This window comes from Butyrivibrio proteoclasticus B316 (genome assembly GCF_000145035.1).
GTDB lineage: Bacteria > Bacillota > Clostridia > Lachnospirales > Lachnospiraceae > Butyrivibrio > Butyrivibrio proteoclasticus.
The window spans coordinates 2,662,891-2,682,758 of sequence record NC_014387.1; the positions used below are offsets into that span (position 1 = coordinate 2,662,891).

At 34.3% G+C, this 19,868-nt stretch carries 18 protein-coding genes; all 18 read right to left on the reverse strand.

Annotation, left to right across the window (positions count from 1 at the left end; all coding sequences use genetic code 11):
• Positions 1-29: 29 nt before the first annotated feature.
• Complete coding sequence (locus BPR_RS21110; RefSeq protein ID WP_042256960.1) at positions 30-359, reverse strand: hypothetical protein; 330 nt, start codon at positions 357-359, stop codon at positions 30-32.
• Positions 360-455: 96 nt separating this feature from the next.
• Positions 456-2,072, reverse strand: a complete 1,617-nt coding sequence (locus BPR_RS11020; RefSeq protein WP_013281563.1) for an AAA family ATPase — start codon at positions 2,070-2,072, stop codon at positions 456-458.
• Between the two features lie 111 nt (positions 2,073-2,183).
• On the reverse strand, positions 2,184-3,929 hold the full coding sequence (locus tag BPR_RS11025; protein WP_013281564.1) for an AAA family ATPase: 1,746 nt from the start codon (positions 3,927-3,929) through the stop codon (positions 2,184-2,186).
• A 111-nt stretch (positions 3,930-4,040) separates the two neighbouring features.
• On the reverse strand, positions 4,041-4,250 hold the full coding sequence (locus BPR_RS20405) for a glycosyltransferase family 2 protein (RefSeq protein WP_013281565.1): 210 nt from the start codon (positions 4,248-4,250) through the stop codon (positions 4,041-4,043).
• Between the two features lie 15 nt (positions 4,251-4,265).
• Positions 4,266-5,444 carry a radical SAM protein gene (locus BPR_RS11030; RefSeq protein WP_143754293.1) on the reverse strand — a complete coding sequence of 393 codons (1,179 nt, stop codon included), beginning with the start codon at positions 5,442-5,444 and terminating at the stop codon, positions 4,266-4,268.
• 21 nt (positions 5,445-5,465) lie between these two features.
• A complete protein-coding gene (locus tag BPR_RS19905; protein ID WP_052301821.1) occupies positions 5,466-6,554 on the reverse strand; it encodes a glycosyltransferase family 32 protein in 1,089 nt (362 codons plus the stop codon).
• A gap of 96 nt (positions 6,555-6,650) precedes the next feature.
• A complete protein-coding gene (locus tag BPR_RS11040; protein ID WP_013281568.1) occupies positions 6,651-7,790 on the reverse strand; it encodes a DUF5672 family protein in 1,140 nt (379 codons plus the stop codon).
• Positions 7,791-7,803: 13 nt separating this feature from the next.
• Complete coding sequence (locus tag BPR_RS11045) at positions 7,804-8,976, reverse strand: glycosyltransferase family 2 protein (protein WP_013281569.1); 1,173 nt, start codon at positions 8,974-8,976, stop codon at positions 7,804-7,806.
• Between the two features lie 8 nt (positions 8,977-8,984).
• Positions 8,985-10,289, reverse strand: coding sequence for a glycosyltransferase family 2 protein (locus BPR_RS19910; RefSeq protein ID WP_013281570.1), 1,305 nt, complete (start codon positions 10,287-10,289; stop codon positions 8,985-8,987).
• On the reverse strand, positions 10,286-11,608 hold the full coding sequence (locus tag BPR_RS11055) for a glycosyltransferase (RefSeq protein ID WP_013281571.1): 1,323 nt from the start codon (positions 11,606-11,608) through the stop codon (positions 10,286-10,288). The genes BPR_RS19910 and BPR_RS11055 overlap by 4 nt, the downstream gene beginning before the upstream one ends.
• Before the next feature lie 38 nt (positions 11,609-11,646).
• Entirely contained in the window at positions 11,647-13,056 is a 1,410-nt protein-coding gene (locus tag BPR_RS11060) for a radical SAM/SPASM domain-containing protein (RefSeq protein WP_013281572.1), read from the reverse strand.
• A 21-nt stretch (positions 13,057-13,077) separates the two neighbouring features.
• Positions 13,078-14,175, reverse strand: a complete 1,098-nt coding sequence (locus BPR_RS11065) for a hypothetical protein (protein ID WP_013281573.1) — start codon at positions 14,173-14,175, stop codon at positions 13,078-13,080.
• A gap of 11 nt (positions 14,176-14,186) precedes the next feature.
• Positions 14,187-15,173, reverse strand: coding sequence for a hypothetical protein (locus BPR_RS11070; protein ID WP_143754294.1), 987 nt, complete (start codon positions 15,171-15,173; stop codon positions 14,187-14,189).
• 122 nt (positions 15,174-15,295) lie between these two features.
• The gene (locus BPR_RS11075; protein ID WP_013281575.1) at positions 15,296-15,952 is read right to left on the reverse strand and encodes an acetyltransferase; all 657 of its coding nucleotides are present in this window, start codon (positions 15,950-15,952) and stop codon (positions 15,296-15,298) included.
• Between the two features lie 116 nt (positions 15,953-16,068).
• On the reverse strand, positions 16,069-17,568 hold the full coding sequence (locus BPR_RS11080) for an AMP-binding protein (protein WP_013281576.1): 1,500 nt from the start codon (positions 17,566-17,568) through the stop codon (positions 16,069-16,071).
• Between the two features lies 1 nt (position 17,569).
• Positions 17,570-18,682: an aldo/keto reductase gene (locus tag BPR_RS11085; protein ID WP_013281577.1), complete on the reverse strand. Its 1,113-nt coding sequence runs from the start codon at positions 18,680-18,682 to the stop codon at positions 17,570-17,572.
• A gap of 12 nt (positions 18,683-18,694) precedes the next feature.
• Positions 18,695-18,931 carry an acyl carrier protein gene (locus BPR_RS11090; protein ID WP_013281578.1) on the reverse strand — a complete coding sequence of 79 codons (237 nt, stop codon included), beginning with the start codon at positions 18,929-18,931 and terminating at the stop codon, positions 18,695-18,697.
• Between the two features lie 4 nt (positions 18,932-18,935).
• On the reverse strand, positions 18,936-19,868 hold the full coding sequence (locus tag BPR_RS11095) for a transketolase family protein (protein WP_013281579.1): 933 nt from the start codon (positions 19,866-19,868) through the stop codon (positions 18,936-18,938).

Consider the following 19,868-nt stretch of genomic DNA (forward strand, 5'->3'; position numbering starts at 1 on the left):
TTAAGAGAAGAACAAACTAGCCCTCCTCTTTACAAAAGTGGGAAGCCCCATTTCTTCCAATTGCTGGCATTTTTTTCCTGATACTGAACGCTCACAATGATTAGAATCACATAATCAGAAAGCCTCTCAAGGATGTCAGGGGCTTCTACTTTTATTTTTCTGCCACATATATCAAAAAAGCTTCCCTGCTTGTCTGGGGAATTATCAACAACGCACAACGTCTTATCCACCACCTCTCTCCCAATATCGGGAAAAGAGCTGGCAAAATATCCCCAGGCAGAGGAAGCTCCAAATTGAACTATCTTTCTGTTATTAAGTTTTTGGAGGAATATTTCATAGGAACAGTTTATGAATATCATAATAGCCCCATTCACTTTTTCAGTTAAACGTATATATATTTATTGTATCCCATTAAAAAAATATTCACTCCATTTGGCTTAATTATCTCATCCCTGTTACAAAATAATCTTTTCTGTTATACAGTGATGTTTTTTGTTTTTCTTGTCATAACTTATTCCAACCAGAATAATTTCATCGCAAGCGCTTTTTTCGGCTATTTTTCCTTTAAAACGCATAATGTAATTCTTATCTTTTATCTGATTCAGAGCATATTGCGCCGTTTCATCAACTTTCAACTCAAGAATAATGCCCGGTTTACCTGAAAGTCTCGGATAAAAAATGAAATCTACAAAACCTTTTCCACCTTTGTCTTCTCTTTGAATATCATATTGGTCTCTTGCAGATAAATAAACAAGATTTACAATCGACGATAATTCTATTTCATTGTTGTACTCAAGAATTGGCGATTCTGAATCATGGGCATATTCCAATATTTTGGACATAACTTCAGTATTCTGGTTAATCGTGGCATCAATCATTTTCTGAGACTCTTTAGCTAAACGATTTATATACCCCAAGTCTGATTCTTTATAAAGCATATTCTCAAACTGCTTCATCAGTTCCATATTGGGAATCTTTACATATCCATCTTCATAAGCCAGGAATCCATACACAACCATAGCAGACAAAATTTCATCTCTTGTCTTCAAATTCATAGATACAGCAGCGTACTCTTTTGCCTCGCTTCTTACCTTTTCACCAGAAATCATCTCCGCGATATCATTTCTGATTTCATCAATATTATTCTTAACATAAAAAGATACTTCATCATAAGGTCCTGCGCTGGTCCAATAACTACCAATGTGATTGTCTGTCAAAGCTGCTGTAATAGACCTTGGATTATAAATTTTATCTCCCTTAATAGTTCTATATCCATCATACCATTCTTCCAGCTCAGTCCTTGTGAAATTCGGTCTCTGTTCTATGCTGACAAAGCGCTGGTATAGATCATTAACCTCATTTTCAAGAAATCCAAAGTACTCTCCAAACTTGGTTCCGCCTGCCATACTGTATTCCATAAACATATTAACCTCGGAGCCGCTGGAATATTTGGCAATTGGCAAAATACCTGTCATATAAGAAAGAGCTACATAAGCCTGATCCTTGAGAAGATTTCTTAAAAAAATCAAGTATTTTTTCTTATCATCTTCACTAATAAAGCTCATATGGAAAACAGCATCCCATTCATCCAAAACAAAGATGAAACGAGCTTCAAGCTCATTAAAGCCCCTGTTAAAATCTTCTATGACATTACTACCTTCTCTATATGCCACATCAGGAAACAAAGCTCTTAAATCGTCCTTTAAAATAGCTTTTATATTTCCTATATACTCCTCATAGGATGTGCATTCATCATCCACCTTACTAAAATCAATAAATACAACATTATATTTATTGATGTGCTTATTATAATCACTTGTTTTTGACACATTAAGATTGTCAAAAAGCTCATGTGAATCTTTATCAGACACATTACAATAATATGCAGCAAGCATATTTGCTGCATATGTTTTGCCAAATCTTCGCGGCCTTGTAATGCAAATATATTTCTGTTCTGTTCCTATCTGCCTAGATACTTCATCTATAAGTAATGTTTTATCAACAAACCATTTGCTATCCTTAAGGTCTCTATATTTAAAAAACTGCTCTGGTGAATTTATATATATCCCCATTCTTTTGCTCCATTAAACATATTATGTAATTTCAGCTACATATCGACTTTATGCACTATATTTAGCACAAGTAGTAGCGCCCTCCCATACAAACTAACCTTCGAAAAGCATTTATTCGCACACTACTTTCTCAATCTTACAGGAATGTTTCTTATCCTTAACGCTGTAATTAATTCCTACCTTCAGAATAACGCCTGAAAACTTCTTAAAAACTGAACTGTATAGCTTTTCCGAAATTTGATCAACAGCTTTTTCACTAGTCTTATCCCACTTAAGTTCTACAATAAGTGCCGGGCATGATGTATTCTGCTTGGGCCAGAAGACCATGTCTGCATATCCTTTTCCAGTAGGTAATTCGTCAATCCTGGTATAGTAATCTATACCGCTTAAATAAGCCATTTTGATCACACTTCTAAGAGCTTGCTCGTTGTTGTAGAAGTTGGGAGCAGTAATGTCTGTGTGCATTTCCTCTATAAGTTGTGCAACAGTATCCTCATCCATGTTCCAGGTAGCATTTAATAGCATATCGGACTTTTGCACAGCCCTCATTAGTTCTTTTCTATTACCATTCTTTATGGCCCTGATAAATTCACTTTTTATCTCATCATTTGGAATTGATACTGTTTCAGTATTCTCATCATAAGCGAGGTATCCAAGATGTATCAAAAGTGTCAGCACATCGTCTCTACTCCTCATGGAAGTAAGGTCATTTTGAAAAGAATTCGTGTCAACCTTAACTGCCCCTCCGCCTATCATATCTATGACAGAATCCTTTAATCCATCAAAATTCAAATCTATATAATCCCTTAAAGATTCATAAGTCTCTGTCTTTGTCCAATAATTGCTGAGTTTTCCTCTCAAAACTGACTCCATAACTGATTTAGGATTATATATATGTTCACTTCCTACATGATACCCGTCATACCAAGCCTTCATCTCAGAAATATCCATGTCATGCTTCTTGCAAATAGCTTTGACCTCTTTTTCCGTAAAACCTATGTATTCCTGCAAAGGCCTCGGCTCAACCATACTATATTCATAGAAATCACTCATAGCAGATTCATGGCCATACTTTTTAATAGGCAATATTCCGGTCATGTAAACGCCATCAAAAAGTCTGTCAGTGAAACTACTCTTGAACAAAGATCTTAATAGTTGAATATATTTTTCCAGGATATCCTTTTTATCCTTAAACTCTCTAAAAGGAGCATCCCACTCATCTATTATCAGAATAAGTTTATTGCCTATAACTGAAACCAATTGAGCCAGAGCATCTATCAAAGCTGTATTGCAGCAAATCTCCGGGCATTCATTTGAAAGATCCTCGATTACTTCCTTTTCAATTTTCTCAATCAAATCTTCATTTTCTTTAAGTGTAGATATAAAAAAGGTCATATCCAGATAAAGAACATCATGTTTATTCAAATGTTCTTCAAACATTGCATCTCTCGAAATCGCAAGTCCCTTAAAAAGATTCCTGGAATTGCACCCTTTGCTGTAATAAGCACAGAGCATCTTAGCGCCAAAAGACTTACCAAATCTTCTGGGTCTACTCACACAAATAAGCTTACGTGATGTTGTAAGACAAGAATTCATGAAAGAAATAAGTCCCGTTTTATCTATATACTCACTATTTCTTATAGCCCTGAATCCGTCATTACCTATATTAAAATATTTCCTTGGTATAAAGGCTTTCATCCCACTGCCAGCTACAGAACCAGAATTATATTCATAGTCATCCGGTATTTCCCATCTGCCATTAGAAAGCTTAACAGCAGGTATCTTTCCTAATGCACATAGTGAGTTTATCTGTCTTTTTGACAGTTTCCATTTCTCTGCAGCTTCTTTCGATGTCATAACCTTTTATCCTCCATGGGTATATTATAACACAAAAGTGGGAAGTGGGCTTCCCACTTCCCAAGTGCATCTTTACACACACATTGGTTATTCAAAGTTTTTGAGGGTCAATCAATATACCAGCCCATGATTATCCTGACTCACGATATGTAATCGCGCATCACATGCAGCCAATCTACTTGTACGCTCAAAAGAGCTATCAGTCGAGCCATCGTTTATCACAATGACCTCTAAATCCTCATAGCTCTGATTCAAAATGCTCTTAAGGCATCTGTCTATGAACTTTTCGGAATTGTACATCGGAACAATTATGCTGACCATGTTTGTTCCCGCTTCTCATCCCATCGAAAACGTATCGCAGTATTTACAATCACCGCAGTTCTGTCGCCCTTTATATAGCGCTTCTCTTACCTTGGTAAACTTAGTGCCGTACCAGACATCCGTTATAGACTCCCTGGTCAGGTCTCCAAGTGTCCATTTACCAAGCGCGTCATTACAGCAGAGCGATACTTCTCCTGTCGGCCGAACTATCATCTGCTTGTATGGCAAAAGACATCTATCATCAGGATACTCGACAAGCTCCTTCCTGTTTGGAGCATTCCCACCACGCGATGTCAATATCTCATGAGGCTTGCGCAACACTACCGTAACTTTCTTATTTAGTTCAAGCTCGGGATGTGCCTCGCAGTAATCCACTATTTCTTTTACCGGCTTAATAAGCTGTAGCTCCTGATTATAATTGTCGATGATAAGTTCATCCAGCACCTCGACAAGTTCTTTAAACTTATCCAAAGTAAACAGCGTTCCATTTGTATACATATGAATTCGGGCCTTTGGAAGATGCTCTTTGGCATACCTGTTGAATTCTATAATTCTCTCATCCAAAAGCGGCTCATTGTTGGAAAATGTGGTCAACCTGCCAGAATACTGAAGTTCTTCAAGCTGACCTATTATTTTTTCAAACAGTTCTCTGGGCATCACAGCTTTTATTCTAGGATCTGCATTCTTATTGACCGGACAAAAGCTACATCCGCCGTTACACCTATTGATGGTCTCAATTTCAATATGATTAAAAAGAGCCTGCTTGTCATGAAGCCTTTCTACCGCCTTGTATACCTCATCTCTCGCATACTTAAGCCTCTGAGACTCAGACCACTCTTTTTCACTTGTTGCTTCTTTATTGGATTCATATGGATTGACTATCAAATCCTCTGTCTCATACATTCCATGGACAGGGCTGATATAAAAAGAATAATCAGAAACACCCAGCTCCTCTAACTGGGCAGCCATGCTCTCAGCATAAAGGCTTGCTATGACAACGCTATAATTCCCGCCATTACATAGCTCTGCTGCCTTTTGGGGCGCAATAATCTCTTTTCCATTACAAAAAGAGCCGATCTTATTGGTGTCATTATCAATAAAAAAATCGACATCTTCTATGCCAATTTGCTCTAGCGCTTTCTGCCCGTAAAATCCTGCGCCAAAAATCAGGTATTTATTACTCTTCTGAAACATATCACAATGCTCCATCTATATTCATTCAATAATTCTTTGTATATTGCTCATATTTTCTTGCTTATGAGCAACATCTGCCTTGTTAACCCAGCCACCAGCACAATGATGAACACCAAAAGATGTAGGCAAAACATCAATCTCTCCAGTAAACCAATTTCTAGGTGAAAAAGAATCTCTTGGCAAAAGAACATTGCCATCATTATTCTGAAACATCCCATTAATTTCAAAACCTTTGTTCTTCATAAAATGGTCCATAAAAATCGGCTGTACATCTTTTAATGTAAGTTTTTTAGATGCATCAAATGATCTTAACTCATACTCACTTAATAAATCTCCAACCAACTCGGATCCTTTTTCTGCCCCAAATGCAGCCAACTCAACATCTCTTATAGGTCCAAAGCCGGTAACAAACTTAGCTCCCAGTAGTACATCTATATTCTTTACCAGTTCTAAATCCAAATCAAAATAAAAACCACCATACTCATAAACCATGTCAAGTCGGGCATAGTCAGTAACATACGCCCATTTTCTAGCCTTAAAAGCTTGGTACATATATTCATTCTTGCTCACATCATAATTATATGTGTTCCATTCTTTTATCTCATAATCAGGACAATATTTTTTCCAGCTATCCAAACACTTCTTTGAAAGTGCATCCTTCTCATCACCGCTAAACCAAAAACAATGTATTATTTTGGGGATTCTTTCTCCATTCTCAATAACCGCGTGCTCACATGTATCATCAACTCTATTCATTATCATAGCTGCCAAACAAAAACATGGGACATCTTTTAAATGCACATTTTTTTCTAACTGCTCGTACATTTCTAGCGCATAACCATCTGAACCAATAAGGATTACAATGTTTTTCAAATCATCATGAAATAAAAAATCTACTTTATGCACAATTTTGGTCTTCCCATTCAATACATAAGTTTGACCATCTTTTGAATCATCATTATCAATAATATAGGTAACCTTTTCTCCTAGATTCAACTCAGAATAATTGTCCGCAATAACCTGCATAAAAACAGTTGCTCCAAACGCAACTACCTTTTTAGTCGCAGTTTCACCTATGAATTCTTTTATGCTTGATCCATTATTAATCATAAACACCTTTTTCATTTCTTTTGACTGCACCAGAAGTCATATAATTACCTGTAATTTCATTTGAAGATAACTAGTTTAGTTTCACTACATATTTCCTTAAATCAATTCATCCCAAGTAGCATATTCAATTTGAATATTGCATTTAATATCAGTTAATCTGTGGCTAATACTCTTATCCACAGGAGGAGCTGCTGTAACGATGATTTTATCTCCGTTTTCCAATTCTTCTATTGGAAAAACTCTCATATTACAAACTTGACGTCCTATTTTGCTCAAATCCGAATCCAAAAAACCATCAAGCCTAATCATATTTTGTTTTAGCACCTCGCATATATGTTTCCCATAGAATCCGGCCCCCCACAAAAAAAGACGTGATTCCTTTAAGTCAGGCCACCTTTTATTAATTATCGCATTAAGAGAAAAAAATTTTTCATCATCCTTAAGTAATAGAGAATTCTTTTCCATCCATTTATACATATGTATAGAATCCATATCTATCTGTTTAGGAGGAATGTCTTTTGGTAATATATATCCATATTTTTCTATATATGGTTTCCAAAATTTTAAATCCGTCTTATACCATGCATGACACCCAAATGGCAACACCCCCCTATTCTCTGCCAAGCACCTATGTAGTTCTCCTTCAAATGAAAATTTTAAAGCCACTTCTATTGGTGCAATATTTAATCCTCTATTTTTATATGAAGCAAAAATAACATCTTCATTTATATAACAATCGACCTTTTCTTTCTCATACTTTTCTAACACCTCTATCATCTTGGATGTCTTCCTAAGAGATAGGCCTCCATTTCCAACATAAAAAACATTTCGTCCAAAAAATGCATAATTGCAGTATCCTCTAAGCCAAGGTGCGCCAATATAGTCATAACCTAAGTTAACAAAATCTATTAATTGATCTTCAAATACAAATGCGTCTAGTTGATAAAACAATAAATATTCATATTTCAAAAATAGCTCATAAAATTTTCTACTAAGGCATAGTTCATTATATGATTCAACATTTTCAAAAAAATTGTTTGGAAGCCTCTGCACAAAATCCATATCTGTTATTCCAGTAATCCCAGAAAGGTCCAAAGATTCTGGAGCAATAAAAATAATCGGATATCTATTAAGAGTCTTTTTTAATTGAATAAGCGCTATTTTCTCAATTTGAGTAAGTTCTTTACTATATACCGGAACTATGATAGCAACATTATCCACATTATTTTCAATCATTCCACCTCCAATTTCATGCTTCAAAAACGATGAATTTAAAAAATCCTTTGCTTACAAGATTAAACGCAATATCTTCTGTATTTTTGCTCCCTGCCGCTATAATGAACAGTAATTCTTTATTTTCTATATCGTCAATCGAACAAACAGGAACACCATTCAGTTGACAATTCTCCACACAATCTGACACAACAAAAGCAACTGGTTCTTTTCCTTTTTTTCTTAGCTCATACAACGCCTTGCATCCTTTAAGTCCAGCGCCATAAATTACAAATTCATTCGCATTAGGATTATTGGCAAAACAATTAAACTGAGTATTTAGTATTTTTATTTTCCTATTACATTCAGTACTATAATAATCAATAACATTTGAAGAACAGTCATAGGAAGTTAAATTATTGAAGCATTCAACCTTGCTACAATCTACCTTCCCACCTTTATCAAAAAAGCCAATTGAACATAGATATTTTGCAAAGTATTCACTATCCAAAAAATCAGAATGTTTTTTTAATAGTTGTAAAATTGCCTCTTCTTCATGCACATTAACTGTAAGGCTATTCTCCTGAACAAATGCATTTAAAAGTGGTCTACCAATAAAACCAATTTTAAATTTTTTTGCAATACGAATTACATAGTCATAATCCTCTAGTCTAAAAAGTTGAGTATCAAAAACGCCAACCTTTTCAATAATCTCCTTGCTAATCACTAAAGATGGTGTCCCGATTATATTATTTCGTGATAATATTTTTAAGATAGATTTTTCAATTTCCTCATATTGGTAGAATATTTGATCAGGTATTAATGACTTATAACCATAAAAAAACTGATTATATGGGCAAAAAACGGCATATAATCCGTTATTAAACATGTAATCAACTTGGATTTCCAGTTTATCCGCTAACCATTCATCATCGCTATCTTGAAAAGCAATATATTCCCCTTTTGCCTCCGTCATTCCTATATTTCTTGCAAAAGACGCACCATGATTTTCGCTAAGACTAATAACAGTTATTCTGTCATCTACAAATGATCTAATCAAACTCAAACTTCCATCAGTTGATCCGTCATTTACAACAATGATTTCATAATTAGCATATGTCTGATTTAAAACACTACGCAATGCACGTACTATAGTTTTTTCACGATTATATACAGGGATAATTACTGATACTAAAGGATGATATCTCATTGATTTCCTCAACTAACATGCGAGCATTGTCCAAGCGCTCTAATCAAATTAAAAACCAGATTATCTTGGTCTGGAAAAAAAGGGACTGCCAATATTTTATCTTCTTCGATACCCATTGCTAACAATTGTTTGTATACTTCCCTTTGATTTTTTTCATCAATCGCCAACACTACATTGCACTCTGATTTTTTGCTAATATATTCTGGAGATTTAATAGAAACTCCATCAAGCTTAGTTCCCCATTTACGTGAATCATTATCACATAATACAACATTATCCTTTTCTCCAAGAAGACTCGCCAGTTTTACTACCGATTCTCCTTTAATTCCAGCACCAAAGATTACAATACTTCTTTTTTTCTTTAATAATTCTTTAGTCAAATTGAAATGCTCAGCCGATTTTTCTTTCAAAATTGCATCTTCTTTTACAATTTTAAAGAAATGCTCATCCACATCGCTTTTTACCAAGTCCAAAAACGCTTCCCGATAATCACTGTTCAATCTGGCAACATTCCATCTATATGCATTGATTTTAGTCAGATTAAAATATGTAATTATGTCACCACTCATCAAATTTCGCTTTTCTAGTTCTCCATTTAACCACTTTATTTCATCATAAACACATTTATACTTTTCCTGGCTTTTTACAGAAGAGCCTTCATTATCGCGCCTATATAAATACAGATTATCTCCTATAAGCATAATCTTCCTGGCATATGCTGCGCATAATACGCTAAAACCAGTATCCTGATAGGATGCTCCTGGTGATTCGTTGAATCTTATATCATTCTCTTCTATAAATTTTGCTTTGTACAAACCCGTCCAGATATTGTTACTAGTATATTGTCGACAATTTGGTAATTCATGTGGATCAATGACCTGATTCAGATATTTGTATCCATAATAAATATGTTGTCTTACAAATACTTTTTCTTGATTTAATGAAAAGAAATTCGAATATGACGATTTTACAAAATCAACATCATTTTCCAATGCTTTACTATACAAAATTTCAAGCATATGCTCTGTAAACAAATCATCCGATTCCAAAATAGCCAGGTAATCACCGCATGCTTCACTTATCCCTTTATTGAGCTTATGACCATAACTCCCATTTTGATCATAAATAGTCTTAAAGCAATCGTATTCTGAACTATACGTTTCTAATATCCTCGGTGTACTGTCCGAACTACTATCGACACATATTACTTCAAAGCACTTAAATGTCTGAGCCAGTAAGCTGTCCAAAGCTTCTGATATATACTTTTCACTATTATGTGTAGGAACTATTACTGAAACTTTTGGCCTGTTCATATTCTCACCTTAGGAAAATCAGATATCACAAATGGAAAAATGTATTTTGCCTTACAATCTTCAAGAACCTTTTTAATTGCCTTATAGTGTTGTGGACCAACTCCTACTGCAAATGGAATGTTTTTATCTTTAATATCAGATAAATGAAAGACATTACTAACATCCAGACTAATAATTTCATTATCCGATACTACATATCCATTAAAATTTATGCCTTTCTTTATCAACTTCTCAGACAATAAATGTGCATTATTACCATTTCCGTATATATAAAACTCCTTTTGCTCAGAAACAAATTTTTCTAATTCTTGAGGCAAACACTCTTCACATTTTAACAACATGCAAATACTTTCAAGTTGTTCTATTTCCCAAGTAAAGCTTTCTCTAATATCTTTACTCATTTTTTTTATCATGCTTATTAAATCTGAATAGTTTGCAACTTTACCAATTAAATTCAGGTAAAAGCCTCCACATCGTTCAACAATATCATCATGATTTTGACCATTTGTATAATTATCATAAAGAACAAGAAAATGCATCATCTGTAAACAATGCTTTAATTCCATGTCAATGTTTTCAGAAGTTCTTTTACTCCATGATATAGAATGCATATACCTATATACACTCATTGCCTTGCCAAAAAAGTGCACAGTTCCATTCGCTATGGCGTACAATTGCCTAGGCCAATCTCCAACCCAGCATTCGGTCATCCACTTAGGGCTCAATGCAACATCCTTAGAAAAAATCATCGATGCAGTTGGCCATATTCCCGTTTTCTGCATAATTAGTTCATCAACTAATAGATCATGATCTGGTTCGCCCTCTTTCATCCGGTATCTGCTCTCATTACGATAATCCCATATTATCGCATCATGCATAGTTAGTTTACATTCCGGATGTTTTATCATATAGGATAATTGAACCTGTATTTTATCTTTATCTGTCCAAAAATCATCTCCTTCGCAATATGCAAAATATTTTCCATTGGCATATTGCCTTATCCATTCATTCTCAAACTCTGCGCATTTACTATCAGATAACGTTCCATAAACGTTTTTATGTCCAATAAATCCATGAAAAAGATTTGGATATTTCTCACAGTATTCTTTTACAATATCCTGTGATTCATCGGTTGAGGCATCATCATGAACAAGTACCTCCATGGAAAAATCTGTATCTTGCTCTAGAATCCCCTCAAATGTTTCTTTCAAAAAATTGCCAAAGTTATATACATTGACAAGTATACTTATATCGCAAGGTCTATCTATGAAGTTTTCACCATTTAGCTCTTCAAATCGAGCCAACTCCAAAATATTCATTTTATCTTCTGAACATTTTCAACAAAACAGCACAATTGTTACGTATTTTTTATAGTCTCGCCAAATAAAGAATCTATCTCAATGAATTGGTCAGGACATCCAAACTGCTTTAAATACATTTCTATATTATTATCATCACCTATAGGTGTAATAATGACCTGGCATCCATCAATCGATACTTTTTCACAGTCTGGGCAACTGATCTTAATCCCTTGGTATGCATTCATTACAGCATTTCTATCAAGCGCGCAAATATCTGTATAATTGCCTGCGAGCTGATCCAAAATCAATCTGCCTATCTCTCCGACACCATAAACCACAATAGGTTTATCATTGGAAACAGCTCCTTTTAACTTTTCTGCAAACTGCGTTCTATCATGAATATACATGTCAAGAATCTTTAGCTTAGCTAATGCTTTATCATATTTCTTCTTATAGGGATGTTCTCCAAGAAGAGATCCTCTTCCGCCGCTCCAGTCATTGACCTTGGGATGTTTGAAAATAGGATTCTTCATGATTTCCAAGAATTCTTTGTTATAAGGATGATATGGATTTCTTACATCTGCAAACCACTCAATATCAGCAGAATATTTCCCCCACGGCAAAAAGTATCTTAGTCTTACTTCATCTGCTCCAAATTCCTCAATACATCGCCTAGTAAAATCAGGTAATTGCCTAAAGTTCCTTTCCTGAACAACAGTCGCAAGTTCCAGATAGTTAATTATCCCCTTTTCACGTAAAGACTTAATAAATCGTAAGTTATTCTCAATACGTGAAATAGGGTATCTAACACCAGATAACTGCTGATAAGTGTACTCATCAAAGCTCATAACAGTAACTGAAACAGATAGGTTATATTGTCCCAAATTTTCAATTTGTTTCCAGTGTTCCTCATCAAATAAGGATCCATTAGTTTCCAATGAGACTTTACATTCCTTTGCCGGAGCAAGTGGTTTCCATTCAGATAACATTTTTAATGTTCTCTTGCTGGCAAAGAGCTCTCCTTGCCCATTTGCACTAATCTCTTTGACATGTGGAAAAACCTTTTTTAATTCCTCTTCAATCTTATCAAACCTTTGTTGCATCTGATCTTTGTCAGCTGCATTATATCGTTCATGTATATCACATGTACTACAGTTATAATTGCATACGTTATCATAGGACAAACTTAATTGTTCTGGATATTCAGGTATATCATCTATATCTACAACATGCTTATCTATCTCATTTCTACTTAAATAAGGGCAATTATCAATAATGCATTTTGAGTAATCCTGATTGATCAGTCTATTTCGCAAAGCACAAGCTCTTTTACCGTTCCAGATTTCTTCATAAGATTGGTCTATTAAATTTCCAACATAGCAATCTGTTGTCCAAGCACATATTCTGCAATCACCTAAATCATTATTTACTTGAAAAAAATTCAAACCAGTATTACAGATCCTCATGACGTTTTCCTCATAGAGAAATTATTTATTTGCACTTTCAATTTTCTTAATAAGTAATTCTGTAAAGGCTAAACGCCCTGAATTATTAAGATGCTCATAGTCATAAAATAAACTATTATCATTTATCGCATCAGAAAAATCATATATCTCAATTCTGTCACTACACTCTTCCAATACTCTATAAAAGCGAGTTTTCATTTCATTATAATAGACAAATTCTTCATCTTTAATACAATGTAGCAATACTGGTGGAATCACCACTGATACGTTTTTATTTGTAATCTTTATAAACTCATAAAATATTAGAATATTCTCCCTCCATGTATCTTCATATATTTTTTTCCATATGTCATCTAGTGTTACTTTTTCATCCAACGCTATATTACAATTATCTGGTTGTACTTTTCTCCATCTTTTGTTCTTCCAAAATTTATTTCCAAAAAGCTTCTGACATTTAATATATTCCTTCACATCATCACTTCCATTTATAGCATTATGCCAGTCCTGTAATCCTCTATTTGCAAAAATTTGCCCAGAAGAATACTGATATAACGACAAAGACATATCATAATTAAAATAATAATAAGGAAATACCATCAGAATAGTCTTTATCGAATCATGCAACTCTTTATTCTTTTTCAGTTCTGAATATAGTTTCAAATTGTAATACAAATCTTGTCCATGCCAAGACAAATCAATTATCCCACCATAAAACATTGAATAGTCTAATCCTCTAAGTGAATAAGATAGTCCCATAACAAGCGTTTCAATACTTTTCTCTTTAATTGAATATATTTCTTCAATTAAATTTGGAATATACTCTGGTTGATTCAATAAAAACAATACTGGCTCAACTATTTTCGATCTTTCAATTCCTATAAATTGAAGATAGGATAATACCTTTTTGCGCTTTTCTTCATCCCATATAAGCAAAACAATATAATCAAATGAACAGTTGATAATTTGATTTGGAGAAATAAACTGCTCGTTTTGCAGAACATCTTCATGCAAAAAGCTATCACTAACGCCAAGTATCTCATAATCATCGTCTAGATACGATATTGCCATACTTCTAAGTTTTGTGTTCGATATGCCATATATTATTATCTTTTTTTTCATACTTATCTAAATTACACCCTATTCACATAGTTAATGAATCCACTTAGCTTCATCTCTCCTTCATTTACAATGTCATTCGAAAGCAACCATTGATCAATAAGCATAGTATCATCCGGCCAAATCACATTAATAAACTCTCCATTACCATTTTCATTAACTCCAAAAATATAATTCCCAGTGTGCATTGCAAAATAGGTGGTTCCATTTATCTCGACAGCCCTTGTGTAATTTGACATCCTATTATTTTTTTTATAATGAAAATCACATGGATAATCAATACATTTTTTTGTTGAGCCATTATTAAGATCAACTAATACTATATCCTCACTATAACAAGGCATTATCCATAATTTATTATTTTTCACACAAATAGATGCAAAAGGAATTGTATTATCTCTTTCACTAGAAAGATTGTTATACACTTGCCTTACATTACTGTTCTTTTCTTCCCAATAGAAAACATCTCCGGAAATAGTTAATATATAATATCCATCAGTACACTCATAAACGTATAATGGTTTTTGTATATCTGAGGGATAATGACTTGTCAAACATTCTCTATTAGTGAATGAGATTTTAAACAACTTATTACTACTATAATCAAAGCATGTAACAACATCAGATTTAGTATCGTTTCTACCTGCGCAAAATAATCCATCTTCACTAATAGCTGAATCTGTTTCCAATGAAATATATTCAATTTCCCCACTATATTTATTCATCAAAACAATTTGATCAAACTGATATGGCAAAAAATAAACATAATCTCCATTTATCCCAGAAAAAGCAAAATCATGAGCAAAAACATTCTCAAGCGATAAACTGGTAAGCTTAATACTGCATTTTTCAATATTAAAACTAAAAAAATATTTCCCATTTCCAGCTATTCCAAATAGCTCTTTTCCGTCTATAGCCAATACAGCGTTTCCACTCGGTTTAATTCCAACGCTTTTCCATGGAATATTAAGATATTCGACAACATTACTCTCAATACTCATACGCATACCTATTCCAGTTATTTCAGAAACCCAATATATATAATTTCCGTCGGAAACTACAGATATAAAACAGTTATACGAAATCATTTGCTGATACCCCATTGATAATTTTGGCTATGTTTCTAATTAAAAACCTTTTCATTTTCATTTTTTCTTATGACTCTAGCAGGGTTTCCCATTGCAATAGAATAATCACAAACATCTTTTAATACTGCTGCTCCCATCGACACTATACAATGAGTCCCTATGTTTGTATGATCCCTTACACATGACATTCCACCAATAAAAGTTGTTTCTCCTACATGTGCTCCACCAGAAATAACTACATTTGCTGATATCTGGCAATTACTACCTATAACAACATCATGGCCAATCATACATCGATGATTAATGTACACATTATCATTTATTACAGCATCTGATGAAATAATCACCCCTTCTTGTATTACTATGCCAGATCCTATTTTTGCATAGTCGCTGATAAAAGAATTATCATGGATCAAATTACCAAATATATATCCACTACTTATTACTTCATTATATAGTCGCTCCCTTTGCTTGGGTTCTCCTATTGCTATGATCACTTCTGTATTATCCGGGGTATACAACTCCTTCAATCTTGAAAAAGGCATTCTTTTGCTATCATGTAAATTTCCCTCTTCTTTTGTGTCATCGATAAAAACTATCTCATCCCATTTTTGTCTTTGCTTAGGGCAATGCTGCAATAAATCATAAACCTCTCTTCCTGACCCTCCTGCACCATATACAGCTAAATTCATTATTCAATCTCCTTAAGCCAACATGAACACCAGCATTACCTGAACCATACGTCATATATAGTATGTCTTTTCTAATCTGAGCATCTAATCTGTAAAACATATGCTACTCGTCATTACTAAGCAAAATATCTCTCATAGTCTTGCTTTATCCCATTTCTATCTATCTTTCCATTTTTATTAACAGGCATTTCAACTAGTTGGATAATCCTGTTAGGAAGCATGTACACTGGAATTGTATTTCTTAATTCTCTTCTAATTCGATCTGACTTTATATATCCCGTGTAAAAAAGACATAATTTTTGAGTTTCTGTATTGTATATGCAACATGCAAGTTCCACTCCGTCTATATCCATAACTCGGTTTTCAATTTCACCAAGCTCTATGCGATACCCCATTCTCTTAATTTGAAAATCATTTCTACCAACGAAATACAATAAGCCATTCTTGTAGTATCCAATGTCTCCAGTATGATAAACATAGACACTGTCATTGTCGTTAATTTGAAAATCTACAAATTTCTTGGTTGTTTCTTCTAAATTGTTGTAATACCCGGAAGACAATCCCCCACCTACACAAATTTCTCCTTTTACATCATCGTCACAAATCAAGTTTCCTTTATTATCTATTAAATATACTCGTCTCTTTCTAAACGGCTTTCCAATCGGAATACTATCAGAAGTCATATCCGAATCATTAACTTGATACCAGGTACAATTGCAGATTACTTCTGTAGGGCCATAAACATTGTAAAATGAGCAATTTGGAAGTGCTGATTTCCATATACGAAGATACTTCATCGGCATTACTTCACCACTAAAACATACTTTTTTTATCTCTTTACTAATTTTTTCATCGAACTCTTTTGTTGCTGAAGCCATGCACAAAGCTGTTACTGCCCATATTAAAGTGTTTATCTTCTTTTCTCTTATATAGTCAAGAAGTTCGTCTGGCCTGGAAAAAAACTTTTTGTCTATTAGCACCAGTTTCCCGCCAGTATAAATTGTAGAATAAATGTCTTTTACCGATACATCAAAATCGAAAGGTGCTTGATTACCAACAATATCTTCCCTCGATAATCCAATTTCATTTACAAAATCTTCTATAAATTCATATACTGCTTCAGAACTAGCTACTACCAATTTAGGAATACCTGTAGTTCCACTTGTAAACATGCCATAAAGTAAGGTACTGGTAGGCCAACAATTGTCTACACTGGGTTCTGACTCTGCTTTATCAAATGCTGCTTTCCTAACTATTACAATTCTATCTTCAATGTCGGTTTCTAAAAAAAATTCTGAAAAGCACTCTTCCGCAAAAAGATATTTAACTCCAGCTACTTCCATCATTTTCTTAATTCTATTTTCAGGCGCCGTAGTGTTAATAAAAACATATGCTTTACCTGCTAAAGCCGCCCCAAGCATCATAGCTATGGCCTCTATACCTTTTTCCATAAAAAGGCAAATGACACTTTCCGTAGAAAATGAAATCAATTTAGAAGCATTTATAGCTTTTCTATACATTTCCAGATAAGTACATTCTCGATTGTTATCTACCACAAAAACACTATTCGGAATGTCACTTACATTTTTCAAAAAAAGATCTAAAACATTTCCCATTTCATAATCCCTTTTTGGAATAATAATCTGATATATCTTTCATTCTCTTCATCTGTTTAACATGGAATGGACATACCTGTTCACAATGGCCACACATTATGCAGGAGTCTGCTTTTACCTGCAGTTTATCGTAATGACCATCTGCTAATTTATCTCCTATGCGAGACAAATCATAATATTTATTTACCAAACCTATATCTATATGAACTGGACAAGGCTGACAGTGATTACAGTACACACATTCTCCACCGCTATGAAAATAATGCTCTGATAGACTATATAATTTCGAATAATCTCTTTCAGTTTCCGATGAGTATAAAAATGCCAGTACCCCCTCAAGTTCATTGATATTTGCCACTCCAGGTAAAACGGAAACAACGGCGGGCCTATCAAGGGCATATTGAATACATTGAGTTACGGAAAACGCCTCTCCAAAAGAATTCAAATCCGCATGTAGCATTCTTTTCCCGGCAAATGGTTTCATTACAGTTAACGCTATTCCTGCTTGCTCGCACTCATTGTATAGATTATATCTATCTTCCAATGTTCCAATTGCATAATTTCCAAGATTAAGATAATCATACGCCATGTTAATACTAAACATGGCCAATCTTATCTTTCCAGTAGCTATAAACTTTCTTAGAATATCTGGATTATGAGTGGAACACCCTATTTCTTTGATAACTCCTTCTTTTTGCAAAGATAATAGATAATCCCATAAGCCATTATTCATCACATTGTCATAATCTTCTAGCGTATCAATGCAGTGAACAAGGCCGAAATCAGCATACTCGCATCCCAGCAATTCCAATTGACTATCAAAACCTTTTTTAATAGTTTCTAAATCTCTTGACCAACAATATCTATTATCTACATAATTACTGCCAAAATGCATTTGAAGCTTATATGATTTTCTAGCATAATTCGACAACCCATCTTTGTAATACTTAAATGCATTTTCCACAGACATAACAGTGTCAAACAAATTAATTCCATTATCTATAGCCATTTCAATTATTTGGGGAATTCTATCTAAATTTTCAGAAGCATATGATGCTCCAAGCCCAATCACACTAACTTTTTCATCAGTACCCGGAATCGTTCTATATTCCATTCGAATCCCCCATCAGATATCTACCCCATATTTTTTTATTATTTCTATTCCTTTTTCAAATGAACTAAAATCAATTACATCGTCCATTTCCATCATGATGTCAAAGCTTTCCTCTAGCGTTGCTATAAGATCCATATGACCAACAGAATCCCACTCTTTAACATCCTGATACTTTAATCCAATCGCCTGCTCTGTAGTCACAGAAAAACACTCAACAAACGCCTCCAAATACTTTTCATAATTAGTCATATCGTTATATCTCCATTAATTTTTTTATTATGTTATTCGCTATTTGTTCTGCCCCAAAATTACTCACATTGAGCAATTCTTTATAATCTCGCGTTTTAGGATAACCATCCCTTATTCCTACAAACATCTGAACAGGATGCTTTTTTTGGGTCACCAGATATTCAGATACTGCACTCCCTAAGCCACCATTTATCATATGCTCTTCCATTGTCACAATTAGCTTATAATCCATAAGCTCATTTATTGAATCTTTGTCTAATGGGGTCAATGTATGCATATCTATTAGTTTTGCAGAATACCCATTTTTTTCTAATAAATTCACAACCTCAATTCCACATGCAACCATAGTTCCTGTCGCAATAATCGCAATTTCTTTTCCATCAATAATACAATTTGCTTTTCCAATTTCAAACTCAAAACTTGAGTCAAATACAATTGGACATTCTGCGCCGCCTGTCAGCCTGATATATGTGGGTTTATCATAATCAACTACTTTTTCAAGCATTAACGTCAGCTCTGCACAATCAGCAGGTGATAAAATAGTTATTCCAGGAATCACCCTTAAATTCGCAATATCCTCCAACGCCATATGTGAAGGTCCAAATCTGCCATCTGAAAGTCCACCTCCAACACCAATCAATTTAATAGGCAATTCCATATACCCCATATTCATTCGAATCTGGTCCAAGCACCTGGAAGTAATAAAAGTTGCGTATGACTCAGCAAAAACGGTATAGCCCTCTTTTGCCATTCCCGCTGCTACTCCAATAAGATTTTGTTCAGCTATCCCTACATCGACAAACTGATCCGGTATGTCACGTGAATACGCTTCTCCACCAAAATAACGTGCCATATCCGCTGTGGCTATGATAATATTTGAATTGCTTATAGCTAATTCCTTCAGAACCATACCACAAGTCCTACGCATTCCTAGCAT